Origin of the sequence: Bartonella grahamii ATCC 700132, assembly GCF_000518085.1 — a bacterium.
In the GTDB taxonomy this organism is placed as follows: domain Bacteria; phylum Pseudomonadota; class Alphaproteobacteria; order Rhizobiales; family Rhizobiaceae; genus Bartonella; species Bartonella grahamii.
Genome location: NZ_JACX01000006.1, coordinates 20,240 through 44,018, shown reverse-complemented (window position 1 = coordinate 44,018; position 23,779 = coordinate 20,240). Strand labels below are relative to the sequence as shown.

The window sequence follows — 23,779 nt, the reverse complement described above, 5'->3', positions numbered from 1 at the left end:
ATGGTTTCATATTTTTAAAGAGAAAAGATATAAGTAATTTATACTTTATAATTTTGAGTAAAGTAGAAAATTATCAGGTGATGAACCTGTAAGTATTTTTCGTTCTTATGCTTATATTTGCTGGTATTTTTATAGAGAGGAAAGAACGTGGATTCTATTACAAGTGAGGCTGTCCGCAACGTATTACGTAAAATCAAAGGACCAGATCTTGAAAGTGATATTGTGTCGTTGGGGCTTCTTTCAGAAATATTGATTGCTGATGGTAAGGTTTTTTTTTCCATTACAGTTCCTGATGGAGGTGTGCAAGAATGGGAATCATTGCGTCGTTCTGCTGAAAAGATGGTATGTGCTTTGGAGGGAGTGGAATCTGTTGTTGTCACACTTACAGCAGAAAAAACAACAAAGGCAGCACCTAGACGGAGAGCAAATCTCTTGCCGATCAAAATGCCCATAGAAGGTGTGCGGCATGTGATTGCTGTTGCTTCTGGAAAAGGAGGGGTCGGAAAATCTACGATGGCAATAAATATCGCCTTAGCTTTACAAGATTCTGGTTTCAAGACGGGGGTGATGGATGCTGATATTTATGGTCCATCTTTGCCGCGTTTGACAGGACTTGTTAATCAAAAACCACAGCTCATTGGAGAAAAAAAGATTCAACCTCTTGAAAAATTCGGACTTAAATTGATGTCGATGGGATTTTTGGTTGAGGAAGAAAAGCCGGTAGTATGGCGTGGTCCTATGGTTATGGCAGCGGTAACGCAATTGTTACGAGACGTTTTATGGGGACCTCTGGACGTTTTAGTCGTTGATATGCCGCCCGGTACAGGGGATGCACAACTAACGCTTGCACAACAGGTACAATTAACAGGTGCGTTGGTTGTCTCTACGCCCCAAGATCTTGCTTTAGTGGATGCGCGTAAAGCAATAGAAATGTTCATGAAAGTCAATGTTCCTATTTTAGGAATTATTGAGAATATGAGTTATTTTATCGCTCCTGATACGGGAAAACGCTATGATATTTTTGGCTATGGTGGTGCACGGGCAGAAGCGGAACGTCGAGAAGTCCCTTTCTTAGCGGAAATACCGCTTGATGCAGCTTTACGATTTTCTTCAGATGAGGGGATCCCTATTTTTGTTGCTAAGCCTAGTAAAGAGCATACTAAACTGTATCGTAAAATTGTTGATCAAATAAAAAATCAACTCTTTTAAATGGATATTTGTTTGAGAAAGTTTATTAAAACACAATCATGGAAGACGTAAAAATAGTTGCTTCTTTGTAAGGGGAAGTTTTAATGTGTGAGTGGAGTATATAGGTTAAATAAACAAAAAATTATTCATGCGTTTGGATAACCTGAAGGGGACCCAAATTAGAAGAGATAGAGCCATGAGGTAGGAAAAATATTGGTACTGAGGATAAAAGAAGAAGACAGAAAATAAAAATAATTTAGAAAAATTGTAAAAGGTTGTAAAAAATATTTTAAAAATCAATTCTTTTCATAAGATGATATCTTTTTCAGGTGTAAAAAGCATTTTTCGATATGAGTTTTCTTGATATAAATCTTCAACATTTAGCTCTTTCTTATTGAGATGATAAAAAAATGTTGGTCAAGTCTTTTTAGACGCATTCATTTTTTGCAAAGTAGCCTCAAGAGCCGTTGTTAAAGCATTCCTTCCCCCTTGATGAGAAAAGTAATTTGACAAAAATTCATTTGTTCCACCCTTTGTTGAAAACTCTTTTTCAAGCAATGCAAAATCGAGAAATGCAGAACGATTCGTTGCTATAATTTTACGCATTTCATCCGTAAGATTTCCAAACATCATGGTAAGGAATTCTGCTGATTGCTGTTTTTTTAACCCCTGTGTTATAAACCACTGATGGGCTGTTTCTATAAAATTAAAATATACTCCCATCAGAGAACCAGCTGTCATAAAAAGATTAAATTGCTCTTCCTTATCCAGCACCAATGTGCCCCCCAATGCATCAAATAAAGTGCGTAAAAAGGGATGATCGGGATAGATTGGTGTCAAATTTTTGCATTCTGCAACAAAAGGTAATGGAACAGCACGATAAACTTTATGATTAATCCACTCTTCTACTTCTGCTGCTTTTGCCATAGCAAGTACGGAAATAACCAGCTGTTCTGGACGAAAATGAAGAGAGCGCAAAACGCCTTCTGCAATTTGGTTGGGCAAGCAAAGAAAAATACAATCACTAACATCGAGCAACGCTTGGTTATTTTCAGCAATTATAACTTTATCATAAGTGTTTGAAAGGTGCTCTGCTGTTTGTGCATTGCGAGGTGAAACAATAATGGAAGAAACATCAAAGGTGCTTGTCATGAGTCCATTCACCATTGAAGCACTGATTGTACCCGTTCCCAAAAAGCCAAGTTTCATTTCTATTTCTCAGTTTTATATTTTAAAAGGAATCTCAATCAAGATCTCAGGTGTTTTAACTAACATAAGCGCTAATTGAAGAGGCAACACATATCATAGCAAGAATAATCAAGCCCAAATAGATTTTTGGTTTGTCAAAGAGAACGGCAAAAGCAGAAAACCAACCAACAACAGCTGCGGCTAATGCAAATAAAAAACCTGGTTTATTCATAAGTACAATATGCATTGCCATTAAACCACCAATAATCAGCGCTCCAAAAACAATGAGTAAACCTGTTGCAAACTTTTCATAATCATCCATATTTCACTCCTTATAGCGCTCAAACGGTTACACACTTTTTAACGCATATGCACATAAAAACGAAATGTTTTTTATTGAGTATGGTTAAAATGGGGTCTGCCTCTTATTGATCAGATGTAAAAAATGCAGGGATATGCTGTGGCCAACGCCAAGGTAAAATTGCAATCACATCAAAGCGTACAGATAAAAGGGCATAATCTTTTTGCCGTGCGAGCCAAATATCGGCTGCTGCCTCAATTCGCCTTTCATTCATTCGGGAAACCGCTTCCATTGCTTCAGCCAACGTTGAACGTGCTTTAACTTCAACAATTAACACAAGATTTCCACGTCGTGCAATTAAATCAATTTCCCCACATTTTGTTTTAAAACGCATTTCGGCAATGTGAAACCCTTTGCAACGTAGCCACCAAGCTGCCAATTTTTCTGCACGGATCCCTCTATAAAAAGACTTTTGTCTGCGTTTTTTTTGTATCATCTTACGCATTTTTTAAAAAAACTAACCGCTGAAAAAGTTCCTGCTTTTTAAAACCGGTCTCTTTTGCAACCAAAGCTGCTGCTTGAGCAGCAGAATGTGTCTGCGCGCGTTCTAATAGCATTTCATCAATTTCTTGATCACTTATCACATTTAAAGAAGAGGATGATTCTCCAACAAGCACAACAATTTCCCCACGAATATGTGCTTGTTTTCTGTAATTTTCCAACAAATTCCCTAAATTGGAAACATCTACTGTTTCAAACTTCTTTGTTAATTCACGACAAATGGCAGCAGGTCGATCAGCCGAAAAAAGAGTGACCATATCCTGTAAAGTTTCAACAAGACGATGCGGTGATTCATAAAAAATCAAAGTTGCTGGAATCTCTTTTAATTGTTCCAACCGTTTTCTGCGCTGTAGCTTGCGTGCACTCAAAAAACCTGCAAAAAAAAAGCTATCAGTAGGAAGCCCTGTCGGTATAAGAGCGGCTAAAAGAGCGGATGCTCCAGGAATAGGAATAATTTTATGACCAGCTTTACGGGCTTCTTCCACCAATCTAAATCCGGGATCAGAAATAAGTGGTGTTCCCGCATCTGAAACAAGCGCTACTGTTTTGTTTTCTGCTAAAGCCGCTAAGAGCTTCGGACCCGCTTTTTGCGCATTATATTCATGATAGAGAAAAGTTTTTTTTTGAATACCGTAACGTTCCAACAAAACACGTGTTACCCGCGTATCCTCACACGCTAAAATATCAATTCCTGCAAGCACTTGCAAAGCACGAAGCGTAATATCTGCAAGATTTCCGATAGGCGTTGCCACAAGATAAAGCCCTGATTCTATAACGGGTGCAGAATAAGCATGCGCACCTATAAAATATGCTTTTTCACACATGCTCTTTTCTTTTCATCAAATTTCCCTCACCACAAGATTTTTATCCATACTCATAAACCATTTTGGCTCATTTTTACCAGCACATTTTTATCCTTATAAAGGCTTACCTTACTCGAATAATCGATTACACTTCAATAAGATGATCTCATCTTTAACGTCTTAATCTAACATTATTATCTATTTTGATCCGCGTTATTTTTTTTTAGTAAAACAAATTCCAGATGTAACCAATATTCTATCAGCTCCATGATTTTCTATAAAGTTTTTCATTCGAGAACCAAAAAAACAATTTTACCTATGCCTCCATCTCACGCTTGGCTGTGCTCTTTTAAAAGCTAAGCTTTTTAGATTATTTCCATAACGCCCATCTTTCAAATATTCTATTGATATCAAAACTGTTTTTCTGAGCAAATGTAAACAGCCCCTTTTGAAACATAAATAGCTAACTGCATTGTTATTGATCAAATATAAGCCCTTATCAGAAAAATATTTCATTTTGTCATATTCTCTACAGCTTTAACAATATAATAAATACCTTAGAAACGTTTAAGGATAACTTTTATCTTAAAGATTTGATTTATAATTGATAATTTATCGTTTTGCATATTGATTAGGAGCTTTAAATATCGTAAAATTATCTCATCTCAACTCTTCTTATAGTCAATTAATCAAAATCATTTACGTGCATTTTGAAACCTTCTCAAAGCAAAGATTATCGCATCATTGGGGCTCGCAGAGAAAATGACGCTGTTAGCTTGTACTTTTTATTTCGTAAATATGGAAGTGTTTGTTCACAGGGGGACGTTATACTTTTTTTGAATAGTGTCGCAAAATAATTGTTCGATATGTGTTAAGAGCTATCTCTTAAAAACAAGCCCATGAATGAACAACACAAGTCTGTTTTAATTTGGGATGCCTTATTTTTCTGAAGGATATACTCCCATAAAAAAACGTAAGTAATAAAAGCAGGGGCAATTTGTGGTTTCTTCTTTTTAAAAGATACTGTGATGCTTTTGAAAGTTCTAAAACCGAATGGACAGATGATAGTAAAGGGGAAAACAGGTTTCTCTTCTTTCAGATTTCATATTCTTGCTAAATGAAGCTGTATTTTCGTTTCAGAGATTAATCAAATAGAATACGCAATATTTTTGCTCTAACTACAAAAGCTGGAACGGCGTGCAGAGCTTTCATTTACCTTAATCTTTCTTTTAAATATACCACTTGTGTTAAATTTGGATGTTGATTTACAAGAAACAGAGAATGCACAAGCTTTATAAGAAAAACAACCCTATAAAACGCGTGATAGAGTGGTCATGAAAGCTATTTTGGCTTTTTATTAGATGGTTTTGCTAATAGCGATAGTCTCCATGGTTTGGCATCTGCTTATTTTTACGGTGTTTGTACATATTCATTGCAGTATATTGGTAAAGGTTAGATGCAAGGCGATTATCCTTGATGAAAAAATAAAAGGTCAATGTGATACTAAAGATTTTTTCGTGTCATTATTAGTAGAAACATTGAAATAGCTTGAACAAGCATGCTCTTTATCTCGTTATCTCGCAATGTTTTTTCTACATTTTTCTGTGATTTTCTTTAGTGAGCATTACTTGGCAAAGTGTAAGAGAAAAAATAAACTTGAAGCTCATCGTCATGGATTTTGTTCTTGGCTAGTTAAAACAATTGATGTTTCTTATGAGGGGGCTAAAAGCATTTTGGATCATGTAGGAGAGGGGGCAAAGTAGAGCGGACTTATTTTCCTTCAGATTTTCGAGAAGCGCGGCTGTTTCTTTATCGCAGAATTGTCAAGATATATTCATTATTGTTTTGTCATTTAGATAAAAAATTTTTGATAAAAATATGTTATGTTTTGCTATTGAAAAAAGTCATGCGGTGGGGAGAGTGTTTTATATGAAAATAGAGTCCTTTTTACATTGTGAAAGAACGTATACAGGAAGGGGATTGATAGATTTCTGATCTGAGGGAAATATTTTTATTTATTACGTTTTGTATATTTCAATTTTAGGAGAATGAACAATGATTATACATTGGGGCATTACATATTGGGATAGAAGGGGCCCTCATTGCCTTGCGGACAGGTCCAAGTGATATTTTGGTTCGGATCTTTGATATCGCATGTTTTACAATGTATGCAATTTGAAGCGTTGATAATATAAGTCAGATGATCATTATACTCTAGCCACTCGTAGACAGCGGCGGGGCAATAGTGTGTGGAAGGTGCCCCATAGATTGCATATTCGGAGTCTTTTTGTTTTCTTAATGAGGCTATTTTTAAATGGCAAGGTTGATTTTCTTCATGGTGCGTATTGGAAAGGGCAACACTTGAAAGGCGATCAAAGGTTACAACACCATCTGGTTTTGGGTAAGCAATAGGTTGAAATTTTTTTGCTGGTTCAAGATATGCATAATCTTCCTTTTTGTGGGGGAGTGTTTTAAATAAGGAAAATCCGAACAGCTGTTGCCACCACATATCAAAACCGGCAAGTTTAATTCCATATTTTGTCCCATATTGTGCCCAGAGCGGTTTGGCATTTCGCACTTTATAAAGATCTTTGCCAATGGGACCTTTTCGCCACTGTTCTTCGATTTCTTTGACCTCATCATGGGCACGTCCTTGCGCGAGAGCGGTAGCGATTTTATCGGCAGCTAATATGCCAGATAAGATGGCATTGTGTGAGCCTTTGATACGAGGAACATTGACAAAGCCAGCAGAGCAGCCAATAAGTGCTCCACCAGGAAAGGTGAGTTTTGGTACAGATTGCCAACCTCCTTCGCTGATAACACGTGCACCATAGGAAAGACGTTTTGCACCTTTGAAGATTTCATAGAGTTTTGGATGTGTTTTAAAACGTTGAAATTCTTCAAAAGGAGAAAGATAAGGATTTTTGTAATCTAAGTGCACAACAAAACCGACAGAAATGACATTGTTCTCTTGGTGATAAAGAAAGCCACCACCACCGGTATTATTGTCTAAGGGCCAACCAGTGAAATGTTGCACTAAACCGCGTTGGTGTTTATGGGGATCAATTTCCCAGAGTTCTTTGAGTCCAAGACCAAATTTTTGTGGTTCACGATTTTTGCTAAGGTTGAAATGTTTTATCAGTTGTTTTGCAATTGAGCCGCGTGCTCCTTCCGCAATCAGAGTATATTTTGCCAATAACGCCATACCAGGCATATAATTTTTTCCAGGGGTTCCATCTTTGTTAAGCCCCATATCACCGGTGAGAACACCAATGATAGCTCCGTTATCTTTTTGGATAATGGGCTCTGTTGCTGCAAAACCAGGATAGATTTCAACACCCAACGCTTCAGCTTTTTTGCTTAGCCAGCGGCAGACGCTCCCAAGCGAAACGATATAACATCCGTTATTTGATAAGATTCTGGGATGCAAAATATTGGGCAATAGTGTCGCTTTTTGAGGCTTTAGAAAAAAAAATTGGTCCTGGGTGACAGGGGTTGTGAAGGGATGGTCGTTGTCATTTCTCCATTCTGGTAAGAGTGTATCGATACCAATGGGGTCAACAACTGCGCCCGAGAGAATATGTGCACCAACTTCGGTCCCTTTTTCAACAATTGTAACAGAAAGCTCAGGATTAATTTGTTTAAAGCGAATTGCGGCAGAAAGCCCTGCAGGTCCTGCTCCGACAATGACTATGTCAAACTCCATACTTTCACGTTGGTCATGCGGAAATGCATTCATAACTTATAAAGCTTTCTCTAATTCTGGAATAATTTGGTGGAGATCACCTACAAGGGTGTAATCGGCAATTTGCATGATGGGAGCTTCTTCATCTTTATTAATGGCAACAATAATTTGTGCATCCATTATACCGGCTAAATGCTGGATTGCACCGGAAATGCCAACGGCGATATAGAGTTCAGGGGCAACGACTTTTCCTGTTTGTCCAATTTGCCAGTCATTGGGAGCGTAGCCTGCATCAACTGCTGCGCGGCTGGCACCTAAAGCGGCATCTAATTTGTTTGCAAGGGGAAGAAGAAGTGCCATAAATTGTTCTTGAGAACCAAGACCACGCCCGCCTGATATAATAACACGTGCAGAGGTAAGATCAGGACGATCAATTTTGTTGGTTTCTTCTTTTACGAAAGAAGAAAGATTTGGATTGGGAGCTGGTGTTATTATTTTAATGGGAGCAGAATTATTTTGGGAAGGCGTTGGTGTGAAAGAAGCTGTGCGAACTGTTATAATTTTTTTATGATCATTGGTACGGACAGTTTCAAGTACATTGCCTGCATAAATGGGTCGTTTGAAGGTATCGGGTGAAAGAACGGCGGTAATATCTGAAATTTGCATAAGATCAAGAAGGGCTGCTACACGTGGCATCACATTTTTTCCAGTGCTGCTGGATGCAGCCATGATCACATCATAATCATTTGCTAACGTGAGAATTGTATCTGCCATAGGCTCGGCAAGTTGATGGGCTAAATAGTCTGCTTTTGCAATAAGAACTTGCCGCACACTACTAAGTTTAGCACTATTTTCCGCTATCGTTTGAATTTTTTCTCCGCAAACCAGAATATCGATATCATTACTGAGTGCGCGTGCAGCGGTGAGCGCTTTTGCTGTTTCTTCTGTATTATGATCAGCCAATAAAAGAATTGCCATAAGTTTTTGCCCTTTTATGTGAGTGTTGCTTTTACTCTAGTGGTGAGAATATTAAATGCAGTTCTTTTGTTTTAGCGCACTGACAAGCTCTACTACATTCGCCACTTTAATACCGGATTGACGGGGTTTTGGCTCTTCAACGCTTAAAATTGTTAAGCGTGCTTCCGTATCGATGCCAAGATCAGCAAGAGATTTTTGCTCAATGTTTTTCTTTTTTGCTTTCATGATATTGGGGAGAGAGGTGTAACGCGGTTCATTGAGCCGTAGATCGGCAGTCATAACCATGGGAAGGGGAAGACAAAGAGTTTGTGTTCCATTATCAACTTCACGAGTAACTGTAGCATGTCCATTTTCTATGTTAAGATGTGAAGCGAAAGTTGCCTGTCCCCAACCAAGAAGAGCTGCGAGCATTTGTCCTGTTTGGTTGCTATCATCATCAATTGCTTGTTTTCCTAAAAAGACCATATCGGGTTTTTCTTCATCAACAATAGCTTTGAGAACCTTAGCAATTGCTAAGGGTTCAAGTGTTTGATCCGTTGTGACAAGAAGTGCGCGATCAGCGCCCATTGCAAGTCCTGTTCGTAGAGTTTCTTGGGCTGCTTCTGGGCCAATTGAAACAAGAAGAACTTCTGAAATTTTACCGGATTCTTTCTGGCGAATAGCCTCCTCCACGGCTATCTCATCAAAAGGATTCATAGACATTTTTACGTGAGACAGATCAACACCTGTACTATCGGGTTTGACGCGTATCTTGATGTTATAATCAACAACACGTTTGACAGCGACAATTATCTTCATAATGATCCTCTTTGTTTGTATGACCACAAGTTTATAGCAATACTCATAAGAAACCAAATTGTTTAGAATGAAGTCTCATTTATAACTTGTGTTATCTTTCATATAAGCTTTTTTTACGTTTACTTGTACTTTCTCGTCGTTATTTTCAATCTTCATATTTTTGCATTGCTATAATTGCTTTATTTGCTTGAATAAAAAGTAAAAAAACAATCTGTCTTGCGAGAATATTCTTTTTTAGTTTCTTATGCTTTGTTTATAATGGTGCAATAGGTTCTTTATACAATGAAAAATTAAGTGAAAAAGATAAAAATGGGGGAATGATTTTGCCCTTCAAATTGTGAAGACAGAAAAATTAAAGACCTGTCTTTCAAATATTTTGATAAAGATTGGGGAAAATATTTCTAACAAAAAAATTTTTAGGAGTTCTTAAAGCTCTATTTACTAAAATAGAGCACACTTTCTCATCATTTGTTGCGATTCTTTTCAAAAAGGTTAATGAGGGGTAGGCGTTTGTGAATACGAAGGGTCATACGATCGATCAGGCGACCAATCAGGTTAGGAATGGTAAATTATTTTCTTTTGTTGAACAGAAAGAAAGAATGGATACTTCTGTAGAAGTAACGATGTCGGATATTGCTCAAAAATTACGCACCGTTTATACGCAAATGCAAATGAAGCATCCGCCCCGTTCTTTGATGCAGCAGAGTTCTGTAGAAGAGCATTTTAAATCTTACTTAGACGATATTAGTCGAGCCATTTTGGCTGAACATTATATACGTCGTCAAAGAGAAAAAAAGCTTTTTGAGTCTTTAGAGCAGATTAAAACAATTGTCAAAAGTTTGCAGAGTGAAAAAAAAAGCTTAGAAGAAGAAGCGGTAACACGACGGGTATCTCGTTCAAAATCACCTGATTCTGTTGTACAAAAACTTGCTCATATGGAATGTCAGGAAAATCAAGAACGTTTGTTTCTTCAAAAGATGCAAAATTTTTCGAAACAAAACGGTATAATTCCACTCCAAACAAATGTTGAAAATACGTTGCAGCAAGAAAATAGAAGCTCTTTGCCCAGTGATGCTCTGAAACCTTCTTTTAAAAAGGATGAGGGAGTAGTGAAGCGTGATGTGATAGAAGAAAAGGGTATGATGGATGTTCAGGTATCTAATCATTGCAGTGAGAATGATTTTTCTTCTTTAAAGGTGCAGTCTCGGGAACATGTCTCGTTTTTATCTTATTTGGTAAAAAAAAGTGTTCTTTGTTTTTTAACCGTTGTATTTGTGGTAGCGATAACGTTATGTCTCTATAGCTTTTTAAAAGGAGCTCATTTTTTTTAATTTGTATGATGTTGATGTTAATAGATGTGAAATGTATTGCGCATTCGTGTTTGTACGAAAGCTATAGCAACTAAAATTATTCTTTTAAACACGCAACAAAGATTATTGGAAAAGAGGATAATTGGAGAAGGATTCTCTAATTGTTAAAAAAACCTCAGATTATCTTGAAGGTTCTGTAAGTGAGTATTTATTTACCAATTGCTGAAATGTCACTCAATATGCTGATCTTGATTGGTATGGGAGTCGTTGCTGGTTTTTTTTCAGGCCTTTTTGGAATCGGTGGTGGGTTTCTCATCACACCGTTATTGATTTTTTATAATATTCCTCCTGCTATTGCTGTTGGAACAGGTGCTAACCAGATGATTGCATCATCTGTAACAGGAGCAATTACACATTTTAGAAGACGTACGCTCGATATTAAACTTGGTATTCTTTTGGCGATTGGAGGAGGGGGGGGGGCTTTAATCGGGATTCAGGTTTTCTCTGTTTTGAAAAAGTTAGGTCAATTAGACTTAATGATTTCGCTTCTTTATGTGATTCTTCTTGGAAGTGTAGGAAGCTTAATGATCGTTGAAAGTTGGTATGATATGATGCGCAAGCGTAAGGCAGGAAAAGCCAATATTCGTCTTGCTGGTCGACATAACTGGATTCATCGCTTACCCTTAAAAATGCGTTTTCGGACATCTATGATATATGTTAGCATTATTCCAGTTTTAGGGATTGGTCTCATTGTGGGGTTGTTGTCTTCTATTATGGGAATTGGTGGGGGGTTCTTTATGATACCAGCATTGATTTATCTTCTGCGTGTTCCAACCAGTGTGGTGATTGGGACTTCACTTTTTCAGATTACATTTGTGTCTTCTTTCACGACAGTTTTGCAAAGTATGACTAATCAGTCCGTTGATATTGTCTTGGCTTTTTTGTTAATGCTTGGAGGAAGTATTGGTGCGCAATATGGAACAAGGGCTGGAAGAAAGTTAAAGGCTGAACAATTGCGTATGGCGCTTGCATGTTTAGTGTTGATTGTGTGTATGCGTCTTGCTTTTCAATTATTTATACGCCCTGATAATCTTTTCTCTCTGGATATTCTTATGAGATAAAAATGGGTAGATTACTTTCTTTATACATCATTGCAGGTTTTTTTTGTTTTATTTCTTTTTCTACATGGTCACATGTTGGGACGCCAGCTACATCCATTGATCAACTTGACCACGAAACTGTCCAAATTATCGTAACAACGAATACGATTACTGTGGATGCAAATTTTGCTGGTCGTGATCTTTATATTGCTGGTGTTTTGGAAAATATTGATCCGTTATATTCTCGACAAAACCGTTATGATATTGTTGTAAGCTTGGAGGGACAAGATCGGACAATGGTGATGCGAGAAAAAAAACGCAATGCCGGTGTATGGGTTAATACAGATTCTCTTATTTTTAAAAAGGTTCCTCTTTTTTACTCTATGGTCACAACACGTGAAATTGACGATATTACGAGCATTGAAGATTATAAACGCTTGGGGTTAGGATTACTCTATTTGCCATTACAGACGGATGAACAAGACCAGAAAAAAATACAAAGCTTTCGCGATGAACTTATAAAATTGCAAAAAGCTAAAAGCCTTTATTACGAGGAAGTAGGTGGTGTTCGTTTTGGTTCTGACACACTTTTCACAGCACATTTTCGTTTGCCAGCAAATATTCCTGTTGGACATTATAAAGTTCGTGCTTATCTTTTTCGTGATGGACAGTTTATTGATAGTGCAACAACGACTCTTGAAATTGTTAAAGCACATATCGCTTATACAATTTTTTATGCAGCGCACAAGTATCGTTTTTTATATGGTATTGTTGCAGTGATTATTGCTATTACTACAGGATTTTTATGTCGTTTGATTTTTCGAAAAGATTAGCGCAAGGAAAATGTTAAGGCTTTTATTTTTTATGAAAAATTCGTAAGATAAGAAAAATAGGTACAACAACAATAGCTCCCGTCATAGTTATATGAAAGAAATTTGTAAGCGTTATAAATCCTGCTTTCCATAGTGATTGAAAAAAATCTACTATTCTTTGTATGAGGTTTCGAGGTGTCCATCCCAAAAAATTCATTACGATGCCAATGAAGAATGAAAGGATAAGCAATTTTAGACTAGCACGGTTTAATGTTCCTCCAAGAAACGCATGAGAAGAATTTAACAACTTTTTCTTTCGGTTCATTTTAATATACTTTCGAAGATCGTGTTTTTTATACTATTATCATAGTACAGCGATGTTACTAGCATAAAAGAAAAACATTTTTTATTTTTTCTTACTTTTTTAAGTTCACTACCTTAGTACTGGTGTAATAACAGTGCTGTTTTTTGAAATATACGCGTATTTTATTGCATTTTCGCGATATTTTCAGGGCGCTTCATTTAATGAAATGAAGGGGTATCCTTTTTTTTCTGAGAATTTGTAGAGAAATTTTATAACGTTTCGATATTCCGCGTCAGGGTGAGAGTTTTTGTTCGTTGAAGATTTTGTAACCGACTTATTATTGTTGTGTATAGAAATAATATTTCAAGACAGTTTACTTAAAAAAAGACTATCTATTCTGATAAGGGTGTGCTTATATAGGTATTATATTTAGGTATTTCAACCTTAGTCATTGAAAAGATTTTTTTCTGAAAAAATGCAAGCAATGAATTGTGTGTTGTTAAAGGAGCAAAGGTATTTAAAATACAATATTGAAAAAAGTTTTGTTATGTACGGACGCGTGAGGGAATGTCAGAGTTTTGTGGTGCCCGTGCTCCTTTTATTTGGAAATAAGATATAATGAGAAGCTGTTATTTAGTGGGGAATTATGGAAAAATCCAAAATTCCTTTTGCAGAAGGGGTAGAGGTGGTTGATGTTGGGCGATGGGCAAATTTTTCTGTTTTGTTGAAATATCAAATTATTATGAAGGCTCTTTGTTATTAAGGTTTTTGAGCTAACAGGGGATTGTCCTTTGATGGCATAAAAACGCTAGAGTAAAGAAGAGCTGAACTTGTCCGACAAGAGAGACGAAATCTTTGTCTTATAGCCTTCAATGGTAGACGTTGTAATATCATCAATAATTGGTGATGGGTTATGTCGTTCATCATATATTAGATTGTTTTTCGGTGCATATTGGGGGGGTGACTATGGGCAGGAGGAGTGGTTGATAAGTGATGTTATTTGAAAGTTCTAAAACGTTATCTCTCAGAGCCTATGGTTTGTCTAATTTTATTATTTTGCACATTCTTGTTGCGTGGGGAATTTATACAATAAACTTTAAAAGGAAAAGTCTATGAACTTAAAAAGAAAAATATTGAAAAGTAGCGGATCTCTTGTTTCTGCTCTTATTGCACTGGGGGTAGTTGTACAACAGGTTTCTGCAAAAACACCGGCTGATACCCTTGTGATGGCTTGGAATCTTGATGCAATCAGTACATTTGATCCTGCGCAGCTCACGGATGTTTATGGAAGTGAAATTGTTCGCAATGTTTGTGATAACTTAGTCAGTACTGCGACAGATGATCCTGCTAAAATGGTTCCCGCTTTAGCAACTCATTGGGATGTTTCAGGTGATGATCACAGTACGGTGATTACCTTTCATTTGCGTGATGGTTTGAAGTTTAATAATGGCAAGCCAGCCAATGCCAATGATCTTGTTTGGGGTATGAGGCGGGTTGTCAAATTGAAGATGGGTAATGCGGCAATTTTTAATGAATATGGAATTACAGAACAAAATGTTGATGATGCTTTGCAAGCTGTTGATGAGAAAACAGTGGTGATGAAATTTGATAAGCCTTATCCAGCAGAGCTCATTCTTAATAATATTGTTGCAAGTCCTGCAACAGCTTTGCTTGATCGTAAGACGATCATGAAACACGAAAAAAATGGTGATTTGGGAAATCAGTATTTGAAAACTCATGCTGCTTGCGTTGGTCCTTATCAGTTAAAAAGTTGGCGCCCTGGAGAAGCGATTTTGTTGCGTGCAAGTTCTCACTATTGGGGACAAGCACCTAAACTAAAGCAGATTTAATTTAGACATGATATTGATGTTGCTCGTAATTTGACACCTGAAGATCTTGCAGATCTGCAAAAAACAACAGATGTTAAAATCAAAGAAGTGTTAGAACCATCCATGATGTATTGGGGGTTCAATACGACGAATCCCATTTTTGCTAAGGAAAAAGTACGTTTGGCGATGCGTTATCTTATAGATTATGAAGGTCTTGGCAAGAAACTTCTCAAAGGGATTGGTATTCCACGGGCAAGTTTTGTTCCTCTTGGCAATTTTGGGGCTTTGGATGAAAAAGAAGGGCAACCCTTTAAGCTTGATATTCAAAAAGCCAAGCAGCTTTTAGCAGAGGCCGGTTATCCGAACGGATTTGAGGCAAATTTTCTCGTATCAAATGCTCCTTATACTTTGTTACTTGCTCAGTCACTCCAAGATAGTGCTGCGCAGGCGGGTGTGCGTCTTAAAATTGAGCGATTGGCAGGTACACAGTTGTTTTCCAAACTTTATGCCCGAGCTTTTGATACAATTTTTGTTGGGTGGAATAATGATTCTGCGGATCCTCATACAATGGCTTCACGTCTTGTTTATAATCCAGATAATCGGTTTGAGGCAAAAAATACAGCTTATCCTAGTTGGCAGCATGGATATTTTGATGCCAAGATGAATCAAAAAGTTGAAGATGCGTTGTTTCAAAAAGATCCGCAAAAACGGGCGCAAATATATGCTGATTTACAACGTGAACTTATGCAAAAAGGACCTTATGCGTTTATCTATCAGAAATATGGCGTCGTCGCGATGACACCGGATATCAAAAAGTGGGTTTGGAATAGTGCACCGCATATTTTTTATAGTAAAATTGAAAAATAAGCGTGTCTTCAATGGTGTTCAATAGATAAAGGACATCGTCATGATATATTCGGCGTATTGTATAAATTTTTAAGCTTTGCAATACGTCGAAGATCATAGGTAATGCGTGATATATTGTTGAATGTCTTTTCAAGACATTCGTTTAAAGAGATTTTTCATTCTCATTAGAGGTGTATTTGTGTGGATGTTAAGATTGAATATTTCAAATTCTCTGAATTGAAAAGTGGTCAATTTATTTGTTAAAAAGCTGAGTGTAACATAAAAAACTAAGTGTAACAAATGTCGCGGAATTTAGTAGTGCTAAAGGTGCAAAGGTTTTGCGATGTTGAAAGAAAGTTTTGTTATGGGGGGTACACAAGGGGTATCAGTTTTTTATGGTGTTCATATTTTCTTTTGCTTTGAAAGATGATGAGATGCCAATTGGAGGGAGTTATTTTACGGGGAGTGATGAAAAACAATCAAATTTCCTTTTGAAGAAGGAATAAAAGTCGTTGCACTTAGCAAACTAACGAATTTTCCTGTTTTATCAAATCGTCAAATTATTATGAAAGCTCTTTGTTATTAAGGTACTTGAGCCGAAAGGACTAGTGCTTTGATGGTATGCAAAACGCCGGAAGAAATAAGAGACAAGCTTGCTTAACAAGATAGAGAAAAAATATTGGTTTTATAGTCTTCAATAGTAGGCGTTATGATATCGTGGATAAGCTCTGTTGTTGGTGAGCGTTCATTGTATATCAGAGTGTTTTCCTTTGTATGTTTTGGTTTGGCTTATAAGTGTAGGCAGGAGGAGTCATTGGCAAGAGGTGCTTGTTCTTGAAGATTTTAAAGCTTGGTCTTTAGGAGCCTATAGTTCGTCTAAACTTAATTATTAAGCACGTTTTTCTGCATGGGGAATTTATACAATAAACGTTAAAAGGAAAAGTCTATGAACGTGAAAAGAAAAATATTGAAAAAGAGCTGTTCTTTTGTTTCTGCTGTTTTTGTAATGGGGGTGTTTGTGCAACAAGTTTCAGCAAAAACACCTACCGATACGCTTGTAATGGCTTGGAATCTGGATCCAATAAATACATTTGACCCTGCACAACTCAATGACCGTTATGGAATTGAAGTGGTTAACAATATTTGTGATAATTTGGTCGTTTCTGCTACAGATGATGCAGCTAAAATGGTTCCTTCTTTGGCAAAGAGTTGGGATGTTTTAAGTGATGACCAGAGTACGGTGATTACTTTTCATTTGCGCGATGGTTTAAAGTTTAACGATGGTAGATTAGCCAATGCCAATGATCTTGTTTGGGGTATGAAGCGGGTTGTGAAATTGAAATTGTCCAATGCGGCAACATTTAATGAATATGGGATTACAGAACAAAACGTTGATGAGGCTTTTCAAGCACCGGACGACAAAACGGTGGTGATGAAATTTGATAAACCTTATCCAGCAGAGCTCATTCTTAGCAATATTTCCACTAATCGCACTGCTGCCTTGCTGGATCGTGAGACACTCATGAAAAACGAACAAGATGGCGATATGGGAAACCGGTATTTGGCAAGTCATTCTGCTTGTGTTGGTCCTTATCAGTTAGAGAGTTGGCGTCCTGGAGAAGCTCTTTTATTGCGTGCAAGCTCCAATTATTGGGGGGAAGCGCCTAAATTGAAGAAGATTTTAATTCGCCATGTTGCGGAGCCTGGAACGCAACGTTTATTATTGGAAAAACACGATATCGATGTTGCACGTAATCTGATGCCAGAGGATTTGTCAGATCTCCAAGCAACAACGGATATTAAGGTTGAAAAAGTGTTGGCGCCCTCCATGATTATATGGGGTTTTAATACGACGAACCCTATTTTTGCCAATGAAAAAGTGCGTTTAGCGATGCGCTATCTTATTGACTATGAAGGACTCGGTAAGACCCTTCTCAAAGATGTTGGTATTCCCCGTGCAAGTTTTATTCCTCTTGGTAATCTTGGGGCTTTGGATGAAAAAGAAGGACAACCCTTTAAACTTGATCTCCAAAAAGCAAAGGAACTTTTAACAGAGGCAGGTTATCCGGATGGTTTTGAGGCCAATATTTTTGCAGGGGCATCTCCTTATCCTTTTGCTTTGCCTATTGCTCAGTCTCTCCAAGACAATGCAAAAAAGGTTGGGGTACATTTTAAAATTGAACGTTTTGTAGGTACGCAGTTGTTTTCAAAATTTTATGCGCGTGGTTTTGATACGATTTTTTTCGGATGGAATAATGGCTCTGCGGACCCCCATACAATGGCTTCACGTCTTATTTACAATCCTGATAATCGGTTTGAGGCAAAAAATACAGGCTACGCTAGTTGGTGCCATGGGTATTTTGATAAAAGTATGAATCAAAAGGTTAAGGATGCGTTGTTTGAAAAAGATCCCCAAAAACGGGTGCAAATGTATGCTGATTTGCAACGTGAATTTATGCAGAAAGGACCCTATGCTTTTATTTATCAGACATATGTTTCTGTAGCGATGACACCTGATGTCAAAAAATGGGTTTGGAATAGTGCCCCACGTATTTTTTATAGTGCAATTGAAAAATAAGAAGGTATCAGGTTTATAAAATATAAAAAACATGATCATGATATATTTGACGTATTGCAAAGTTCTTAAATGCTTTGCAATGCGTTGAAGATTGTGAATAATAGAGGATATATTGCTGAGTGTCTTTTCAAGATTTCTATTTCAAAAGAGATCTTTCATTCTCATTAAAGATGTGTTTGCTTGGATGTTTAAGACTTAATATTTCAACTCCCATGAATTGAAAAGTGGTCAATTCATTTGCTGAAAAAATTAGTACAACAGATGTTGTGGCATTTAGCATTGCTAAAGGAGAAAAGACTTTGCAATATTGAAGAAAAGTTTTGGTGTGGAGGTGAAGAGAAATATCAGTTTTTTATGATGCCTATGTTATGGTTCCTTTTGTTTTGAAAGATAACACTCCGCAATTGGAGGGTATTATTTTATGGGGAGTGATGCAAAAATTCAAATTTTCTCTTGAGAAGGAGGGTAGATGATCAATTTCAGCAAATTACAATTCATTCAAAATCATCAAAATATCAAATTTTTATTGAGGCTCTTGAAGTAACCGGAGGTGGTGTTTTCGCGACACTTTTTAGAAAATCAAAAAAGAAATTTGAAGCAAAAGGTCTGATTGATAAAGCAAAAGGAAACTTTGCCCGATATGTCCTAAATTGTAAGCACTGCGATATCTCCAACAGATGCTGTTATGCCTAATACCTTCGTTTTATATCAGATCGTTTTCTGTTGAGTTTTTTTTATTTTATTTCGAGGAGGTGTGTTTTCTAAGTCTGATCTTATTATTTCTTGCACGTTATTGTTGCATGGAGAACTTATACAATAAATTTTAAAAGGAAAAGTCTATGAACTTGAAAGGAAAAATATTGAAAGGGAGCGGTTCTTTTGTTTGTGCTGTTATTGCACTGGGGATCTTTGTGCAACAAGTTTCAGCAAAAACACCTGCCGATACGCTTGTAATGGCTTGGAATCTTGATTCAATAAGTACATTTGATCCCGCACAAATCAATGACCGTTATGGTAATGAAGTTCTTGTCAATGTTTGTGATAATTTAGTTGAACCAGCTAAAGATGATGCAGCTAAACTTGTTCCCTCATTGGCGAAGAGTTGGGATGTTTTAAGTGATGATCAGCGTACGGTGATTACTTTTCATTTGCGTGATGGTTTGAAGTTCAATGATGGTCGTCCTGCAAATGCCAATGATCTAATTTGGAGCATGAAGCGGGTTGTTAAATTGAAGATGGCTACTGCGGCGACATTTAATGAATATGGTATCACAGAACAGAATGTTGATGAGGCTTTTCAAGCACCGGACGACAAAACGGTGGTGATGAAATTTGATAAACCTTATCCAGCAGAGCTCATTCTTAGCCATTTTGCCACTAGTCGTACTCTTTCTTTGCTTGATCGTGAGATACTCATGAAACACGAAAAAAATGGTGATATGGGAAACCGGTATTTGGCAAGCCATTCTGCTTGTGTTGGTCCTTATCAGTTAGAGAGTTGGCGTCCTGGAGAAGGGATTTTATTGCGTGCAAGCTCCAATTATTGGGGTGAGGCGCCTAAATTGAAGAAGATTTTAATTCGCCATGTCGCGGAGCCTGGAACACAACGTTTATTGTTGCAAAAACACGATATCGATGTTGCACGTAATCTAATGCCAGAGGATTTGGCAGATCTCCAAGCAACAACGGATATTAAAGTTGAAAGAGTGTTAGAGCCATCCGTGATCATATGGGGTTTCAATGTGACAAATCCTATTTTTGCCAATGAAAAAGTGCGTTTAGCGATGCGCTATCTTATTGACTATGAAGGACTCGGTAAGACTCTTCTCAAAGATGTTGGTGTTCCACGTGCAAGTTTTATTCCTCTTGGTAATCTTGGGGCTTTGGATGAAAAAGAAGGACAACCCTTTAAACTTGATCTTCAAAAAGCAAAGCAACTTTTAACAGAGGCGGGTTATCCAGATGGTTTTGAGGCCAGTATTTTTGCTGGTACTTCTCCTTATCCTTTTGCTTTGCCTATTGCTCAGTCCCTTCAAGACAATGCAAAAAAGGTTGGGGTACGTTTTAAAATTGAACGTTTTGTGGGCACGCAGTTATTTTCAAAACTATCTGCACGTACTTTTGATACGATTTTTTTCGGATGGAATAATGATTCTGCGGATCCTCATACAATGGCTTCACGCCTTATTTACAATCCTGATAATCGGCTTGAGGCTAAAAATACAGGCTATGCGAGTTGGTGCCATGGGTATTTGGACGAAACTATGAATCAAAAGGTTCAAGATGCGTTGTTTCAAAAAGATCCCCAAAAACGGGCGCAAATGTATGCTGATTTGCAACGTGAATTTATGCAGAAAGGACCTTATGCTTTTATCTATCAGACGTATCACACAATAGCGATGACACCTGATGTCAAAAAATGGGTTTGGAATAGTGCCCCACGTATTTTTTATAGTGCAATTGAAAAATAAGAAGGTATCAGGTTTATAAAATATAAAAAACATGATCATGATATATTTGATGTATTGCAAAGCTCTTTAACACTTTGCAATACGTTGAATTTTATCGGGAATGGATTACTATGTTGTGTAGAGAATTTTATTTCAGGAATTCTTATGAAATATGTGTTTGTGTGGATGTTAAGATTGAATATTTTAACTTCTATTGATACGGCTTTCGGATGGAATAATAACTCTGGAGATCCCCATACAACGGCTCCAAGCTTTTTTATAACTCGGATAATCGGTTTGAAATTCGAAATATAAGCTGTTCTAGCCGGTGTTATGGATATTTTGATGAAGCTATAAATAAAAATTTTAAAGATTGTGTTGTTTCAAAAAGATTTACAGAAACGGGCGTAAAGAATTGAAAAATGGTAAGTTTGTTTAGTGAAAAAACAGGTGTAACAAATGTGGCAGAATTTACTGTTTCCGAAATAGCAGGAGCTCTAAAGCGTGTTGTTGAAGAAAAGTTTGGTTATGTACGGGTGCGTGGGGAGATATCAGGTTACCGTGGTACTCATGCTTCGGGACATGCTTATTTTGCTTTAAAAGATGATAAGGCACGGTTGGAAGCTGTTATTTGGCGTGGAGTGATGGAAAAGCTCAAATTTCCTCCTGAAGAAGGGATGGAAGTGATTGCTGTTGGTAAACTTACAACTTATCCAGGGTCATCGAAATATCAAATTGTCATTGAGGCTCTTGAACCAACGGGGGTTGGTGCTTTGATGACACTTCTTGAAAATCGTAAGAAAAAGTTTGTGGAAGAAGGCTTATTTGATGAAGCAAAGAAAAAACCTTTGCCTTATATGCCTCGAATTATAGGCGTTGTCACATCACCAACAGGTGCTGTTATTCGTGATATTATTCATCGTATATCCGATCGTTTTCCGTTACATATTTTGGTTTGGCCTGTACGTGTTCAGGGGGAAACAAGTGGGAGAGAGGTAGCTGTTGCTGTTGAAGGTTTTAATGCTCTTTCTCCAGGAGGACTTATTCCAAAACCTGATCTTATTATTGTTGCACGGGGAGGGGGAAGTTTAGAAGATTTGTGGGGGTTTAATGACGAAGCTGTTGTTCGTGCTGTTTATGCCTCTGCTCTTCCTGTTATTTCTGCTGTTGGGCATGAAACGGACTGGACTTTGATTGATTATGTCGCTGATTGGCGTGCTCCAACTCCTACAGGAGCTGCAGAAAAGGCTGTTCCCGTTAAGCTTGATCTTGAAGTGTGTGTTGCGTCTCTTGGGGCGCGTTTGCGCAAGGGACTTGTACGTTCTTTTGATTTTCATCAACAAAAGTTGCGTGCAGCCAGACGAGGTCTTCCCACTGTCGACCAACTTTTCGCTCTACCACGGCGTGGTTTTGATGAAATTTCAAATCGATTACAGCGTGCTCTTTGTGTGAGTTACGATAAAAAATGTTTTTCTTTTCATACTCTTCGTTTACGTCTTTCGCTACGTTTGTTAAATAGTGAAAAAGCACAACGCAATACAAAGGAATATACGGCGCGCCTTCATCGTGCTTTTGTGCGTAGTGTGGAAAAACAACGTGCCCAAATGGAACTTGCATTTAGGCTTTTAAAAAGCACTTCTTATCAGAATATTTTAGAGCGTGGTTTTGTTTTGGCTTTGGGGCAAGATAATAAGCCCATTAAACGGTTGATTCAGTTTCCTGACACAGGGCAAATAAGTTTACGCTTTTTTGATGGTGATATCAGTGTTGCAATACAAGAACCTGTTTTTTCTAAACGTTCAAAACACAAGCAGATAAAGTTGCCAAGCGATGATCAAGGAACTCTCTTTTAATACGGTTAATGCCATGCTTGCGGAAGGTCTTCTTAAGGGAGTGGATGGAAAAGTTCGTTGCGCATGGGCTGGAACGGATCCACTTTATTGTGCTTATCATGATAACGAATGGGGAAAACCTGTTTTTGAGGATATCTGTTTGTTTGAAAAAATTTGTCTTGAAGGTTTCCAAGCGGGACTTTCTTGGTTTACAATTTTAAAAAAACGCTCTTTTTTTCGCATTGCATTTGATCACTTTGACTTTGAAAAGATTGCTCATTATGATGAGCTAAAGGTGAAAATGTTAATGCAGAATAAAGACATTGTTCGCCATCAAGGAAAAATTCAATCAGTGCTTAATAATGCACTTAGAGCACAGGAAATTATAACAGAGTGGGGGAGCTTGTCCCGCTATTTTTGGTCTTTTCAGCCACCACAATCAGAGCGTTATGAAAAGATAGACTTTCAAACACTGTCGGCTCATCCTACAACCCCTGCTTCTCTTCGTCTTTCTCAAGACTTGAAGAAACGTGGCTGGACATTTATTGGTCCCACAATTTGTTATGCTTTTATGCAGTCCGTAGGGATTGTTAATGATCATCTTGAAGGATGTTTTTGTCGATAAATTAGCCAATGTTCTTTTGTAAGGGTAATGATCAATAGGATAATAATTGAATTGTTTAATAAATGTATAGATTATACAACTCCACTGTACAAGATAATTAAAATATATAAACTATACAATATCAATGATTTCCTACTATTGTTGGCACTCAAAACGATAAAGGTATAATTTTGAAGATGAAAAAACAGATGCAAAAAGGAGTGATACCTTAACTGTCATGTATCTGAAGTTAGATAATGGTAATGTCTTGTATGTTTTAAAGAAACATCTAGTGTATCAAAGCCCATTTTGCGACGCAGCCCATGAATGGTATAATAGTCAATCCATTGTGCACTCCATCTTCACGCTTATAAAGGAGCAAATCGGCACCATCACACACTTTACGAGCATTCAATGTTGTGCAACAGTTTTTGGCATTTGAAATGGTTCAGAAGAGGTGTTTTTATTTCTGTTAATGACATAAGCGTTATAATAAGTAATGAATATTTTATTCATGTTTATTGACGAATGCAAAGTGGTTTTTAGAGGGCTGCTGTTGTTGCATTGTTATATTTTACTTTGGTTGTATGGTAGTTGGTTTATTTGTGTGTA

The 23,779-nt window shown here is 37.3% G+C and carries 16 protein-coding genes and 1 pseudogene; 9 read left to right on the top strand and 8 right to left on the bottom strand.

Features of this window, described 5'->3' with window-relative positions:
- The first annotated feature begins 147 nt into the window (after nucleotides 1-147).
- Complete coding sequence (locus U736_RS0102980; protein WP_015856279.1) at nucleotides 148-1,209, top strand: Mrp/NBP35 family ATP-binding protein; 1,062 nt, start codon at nucleotides 148-150, stop codon at nucleotides 1,207-1,209.
- A gap of 396 nt (nucleotides 1,210-1,605) precedes the next feature.
- On the opposite strand, the gene U736_RS0102975 is transcribed toward U736_RS0102980, so the two are convergent.
- The 7 genes from U736_RS0102975 to U736_RS0102940 all read right to left on the bottom strand — a co-directional run bounded on the left by U736_RS0102975 (nucleotide 1,606) and on the right by U736_RS0102940 (nucleotide 9,502).
- The gene (locus tag U736_RS0102975) at nucleotides 1,606-2,397 is read right to left on the bottom strand and encodes a pyrroline-5-carboxylate reductase (protein WP_015856280.1); all 792 of its coding nucleotides are present in this window, start codon (nucleotides 2,395-2,397) and stop codon (nucleotides 1,606-1,608) included.
- Nucleotides 2,398-2,452: 55 nt separating this feature from the next.
- A complete protein-coding gene (locus tag U736_RS0102970) occupies nucleotides 2,453-2,698 on the bottom strand; it encodes a hypothetical protein (RefSeq protein WP_015856281.1) in 246 nt (81 codons plus the stop codon).
- Between the two features lie 103 nt (nucleotides 2,699-2,801).
- Nucleotides 2,802-3,170 carry a YraN family protein gene (locus U736_RS0102965; protein ID WP_172607526.1) on the bottom strand — a complete coding sequence of 123 codons (369 nt, stop codon included), beginning with the start codon at nucleotides 3,168-3,170 and terminating at the stop codon, nucleotides 2,802-2,804.
- A 4-nt stretch (nucleotides 3,171-3,174) separates the two neighbouring features.
- Entirely contained in the window at nucleotides 3,175-4,062 is an 888-nt protein-coding gene (gene rsmI, locus U736_RS0102960) for a 16S rRNA (cytidine(1402)-2'-O)-methyltransferase (RefSeq protein WP_015856283.1), read from the bottom strand.
- Between the two features lie 2,053 nt (nucleotides 4,063-6,115).
- Nucleotides 6,116-7,780, bottom strand: a complete 1,665-nt coding sequence (locus U736_RS0102950; RefSeq protein WP_015856284.1) for an electron transfer flavoprotein-ubiquinone oxidoreductase — start codon at nucleotides 7,778-7,780, stop codon at nucleotides 6,116-6,118.
- A 3-nt stretch (nucleotides 7,781-7,783) separates the two neighbouring features.
- Entirely contained in the window at nucleotides 7,784-8,704 is a 921-nt protein-coding gene (locus tag U736_RS0102945; protein ID WP_015856285.1) for an electron transfer flavoprotein subunit alpha/FixB family protein, read from the bottom strand.
- A gap of 51 nt (nucleotides 8,705-8,755) precedes the next feature.
- A complete protein-coding gene (locus U736_RS0102940) occupies nucleotides 8,756-9,502 on the bottom strand; it encodes an electron transfer flavoprotein subunit beta/FixA family protein (RefSeq protein ID WP_015856286.1) in 747 nt (248 codons plus the stop codon).
- A gap of 512 nt (nucleotides 9,503-10,014) precedes the next feature.
- On the opposite strand from U736_RS0102940, the gene U736_RS0102935 reads away from it, so the two are divergent.
- The 3 genes from U736_RS0102935 (at nucleotide 10,015) to U736_RS0102925 (ending at nucleotide 12,745) form a co-directional block, all read left to right on the top strand.
- Nucleotides 10,015-10,833, top strand: coding sequence for a hypothetical protein (locus U736_RS0102935; RefSeq protein WP_026500290.1), 819 nt, complete (start codon nucleotides 10,015-10,017; stop codon nucleotides 10,831-10,833).
- A 179-nt stretch (nucleotides 10,834-11,012) separates the two neighbouring features.
- Nucleotides 11,013-11,933, top strand: coding sequence for a sulfite exporter TauE/SafE family protein (locus U736_RS0102930; protein ID WP_026500289.1), 921 nt, complete (start codon nucleotides 11,013-11,015; stop codon nucleotides 11,931-11,933).
- Between the two features lie 2 nt (nucleotides 11,934-11,935).
- Nucleotides 11,936-12,745, top strand: a complete 810-nt coding sequence (locus tag U736_RS0102925; protein ID WP_015856289.1) for a TIGR02186 family protein — start codon at nucleotides 11,936-11,938, stop codon at nucleotides 12,743-12,745.
- 22 nt (nucleotides 12,746-12,767) lie between these two features.
- On the opposite strand, the gene U736_RS12715 is transcribed toward U736_RS0102925, so the two are convergent.
- Complete coding sequence (locus U736_RS12715; RefSeq protein ID WP_026500288.1) at nucleotides 12,768-13,049, bottom strand: DUF6460 domain-containing protein; 282 nt, start codon at nucleotides 13,047-13,049, stop codon at nucleotides 12,768-12,770.
- A gap of 1,091 nt (nucleotides 13,050-14,140) precedes the next feature.
- Between U736_RS12715 and U736_RS10835 the strand changes: the two are divergent.
- The 5 genes and pseudogenes from U736_RS10835 (at nucleotide 14,141) to U736_RS0102880 (ending at nucleotide 23,188) form a co-directional block, all read left to right on the top strand.
- Nucleotides 14,141-15,724 (top strand): annotated as a pseudogene (locus tag U736_RS10835) (ABC transporter substrate-binding protein).
- Nucleotides 15,725-16,649: 925 nt separating this feature from the next.
- Nucleotides 16,650-18,281 carry an ABC transporter substrate-binding protein gene (locus tag U736_RS0102900; protein ID WP_026500287.1) on the top strand — a complete coding sequence of 544 codons (1,632 nt, stop codon included), beginning with the start codon at nucleotides 16,650-16,652 and terminating at the stop codon, nucleotides 18,279-18,281.
- 839 nt (nucleotides 18,282-19,120) lie between these two features.
- The gene (locus U736_RS0102890; protein ID WP_015856293.1) at nucleotides 19,121-20,752 is read left to right on the top strand and encodes an ABC transporter substrate-binding protein; all 1,632 of its coding nucleotides are present in this window, start codon (nucleotides 19,121-19,123) and stop codon (nucleotides 20,750-20,752) included.
- 401 nt (nucleotides 20,753-21,153) lie between these two features.
- A complete protein-coding gene (xseA, locus tag U736_RS0102885; RefSeq protein ID WP_026500286.1) occupies nucleotides 21,154-22,584 on the top strand; it encodes an exodeoxyribonuclease VII large subunit in 1,431 nt (476 codons plus the stop codon).
- A complete protein-coding gene (locus tag U736_RS0102880; RefSeq protein ID WP_015856295.1) occupies nucleotides 22,562-23,188 on the top strand; it encodes a DNA-3-methyladenine glycosylase I in 627 nt (208 codons plus the stop codon). The genes xseA and U736_RS0102880 overlap by 23 nt, the downstream gene beginning before the upstream one ends.
- Nucleotides 23,189-23,779 lie beyond the last annotated feature (591 nt).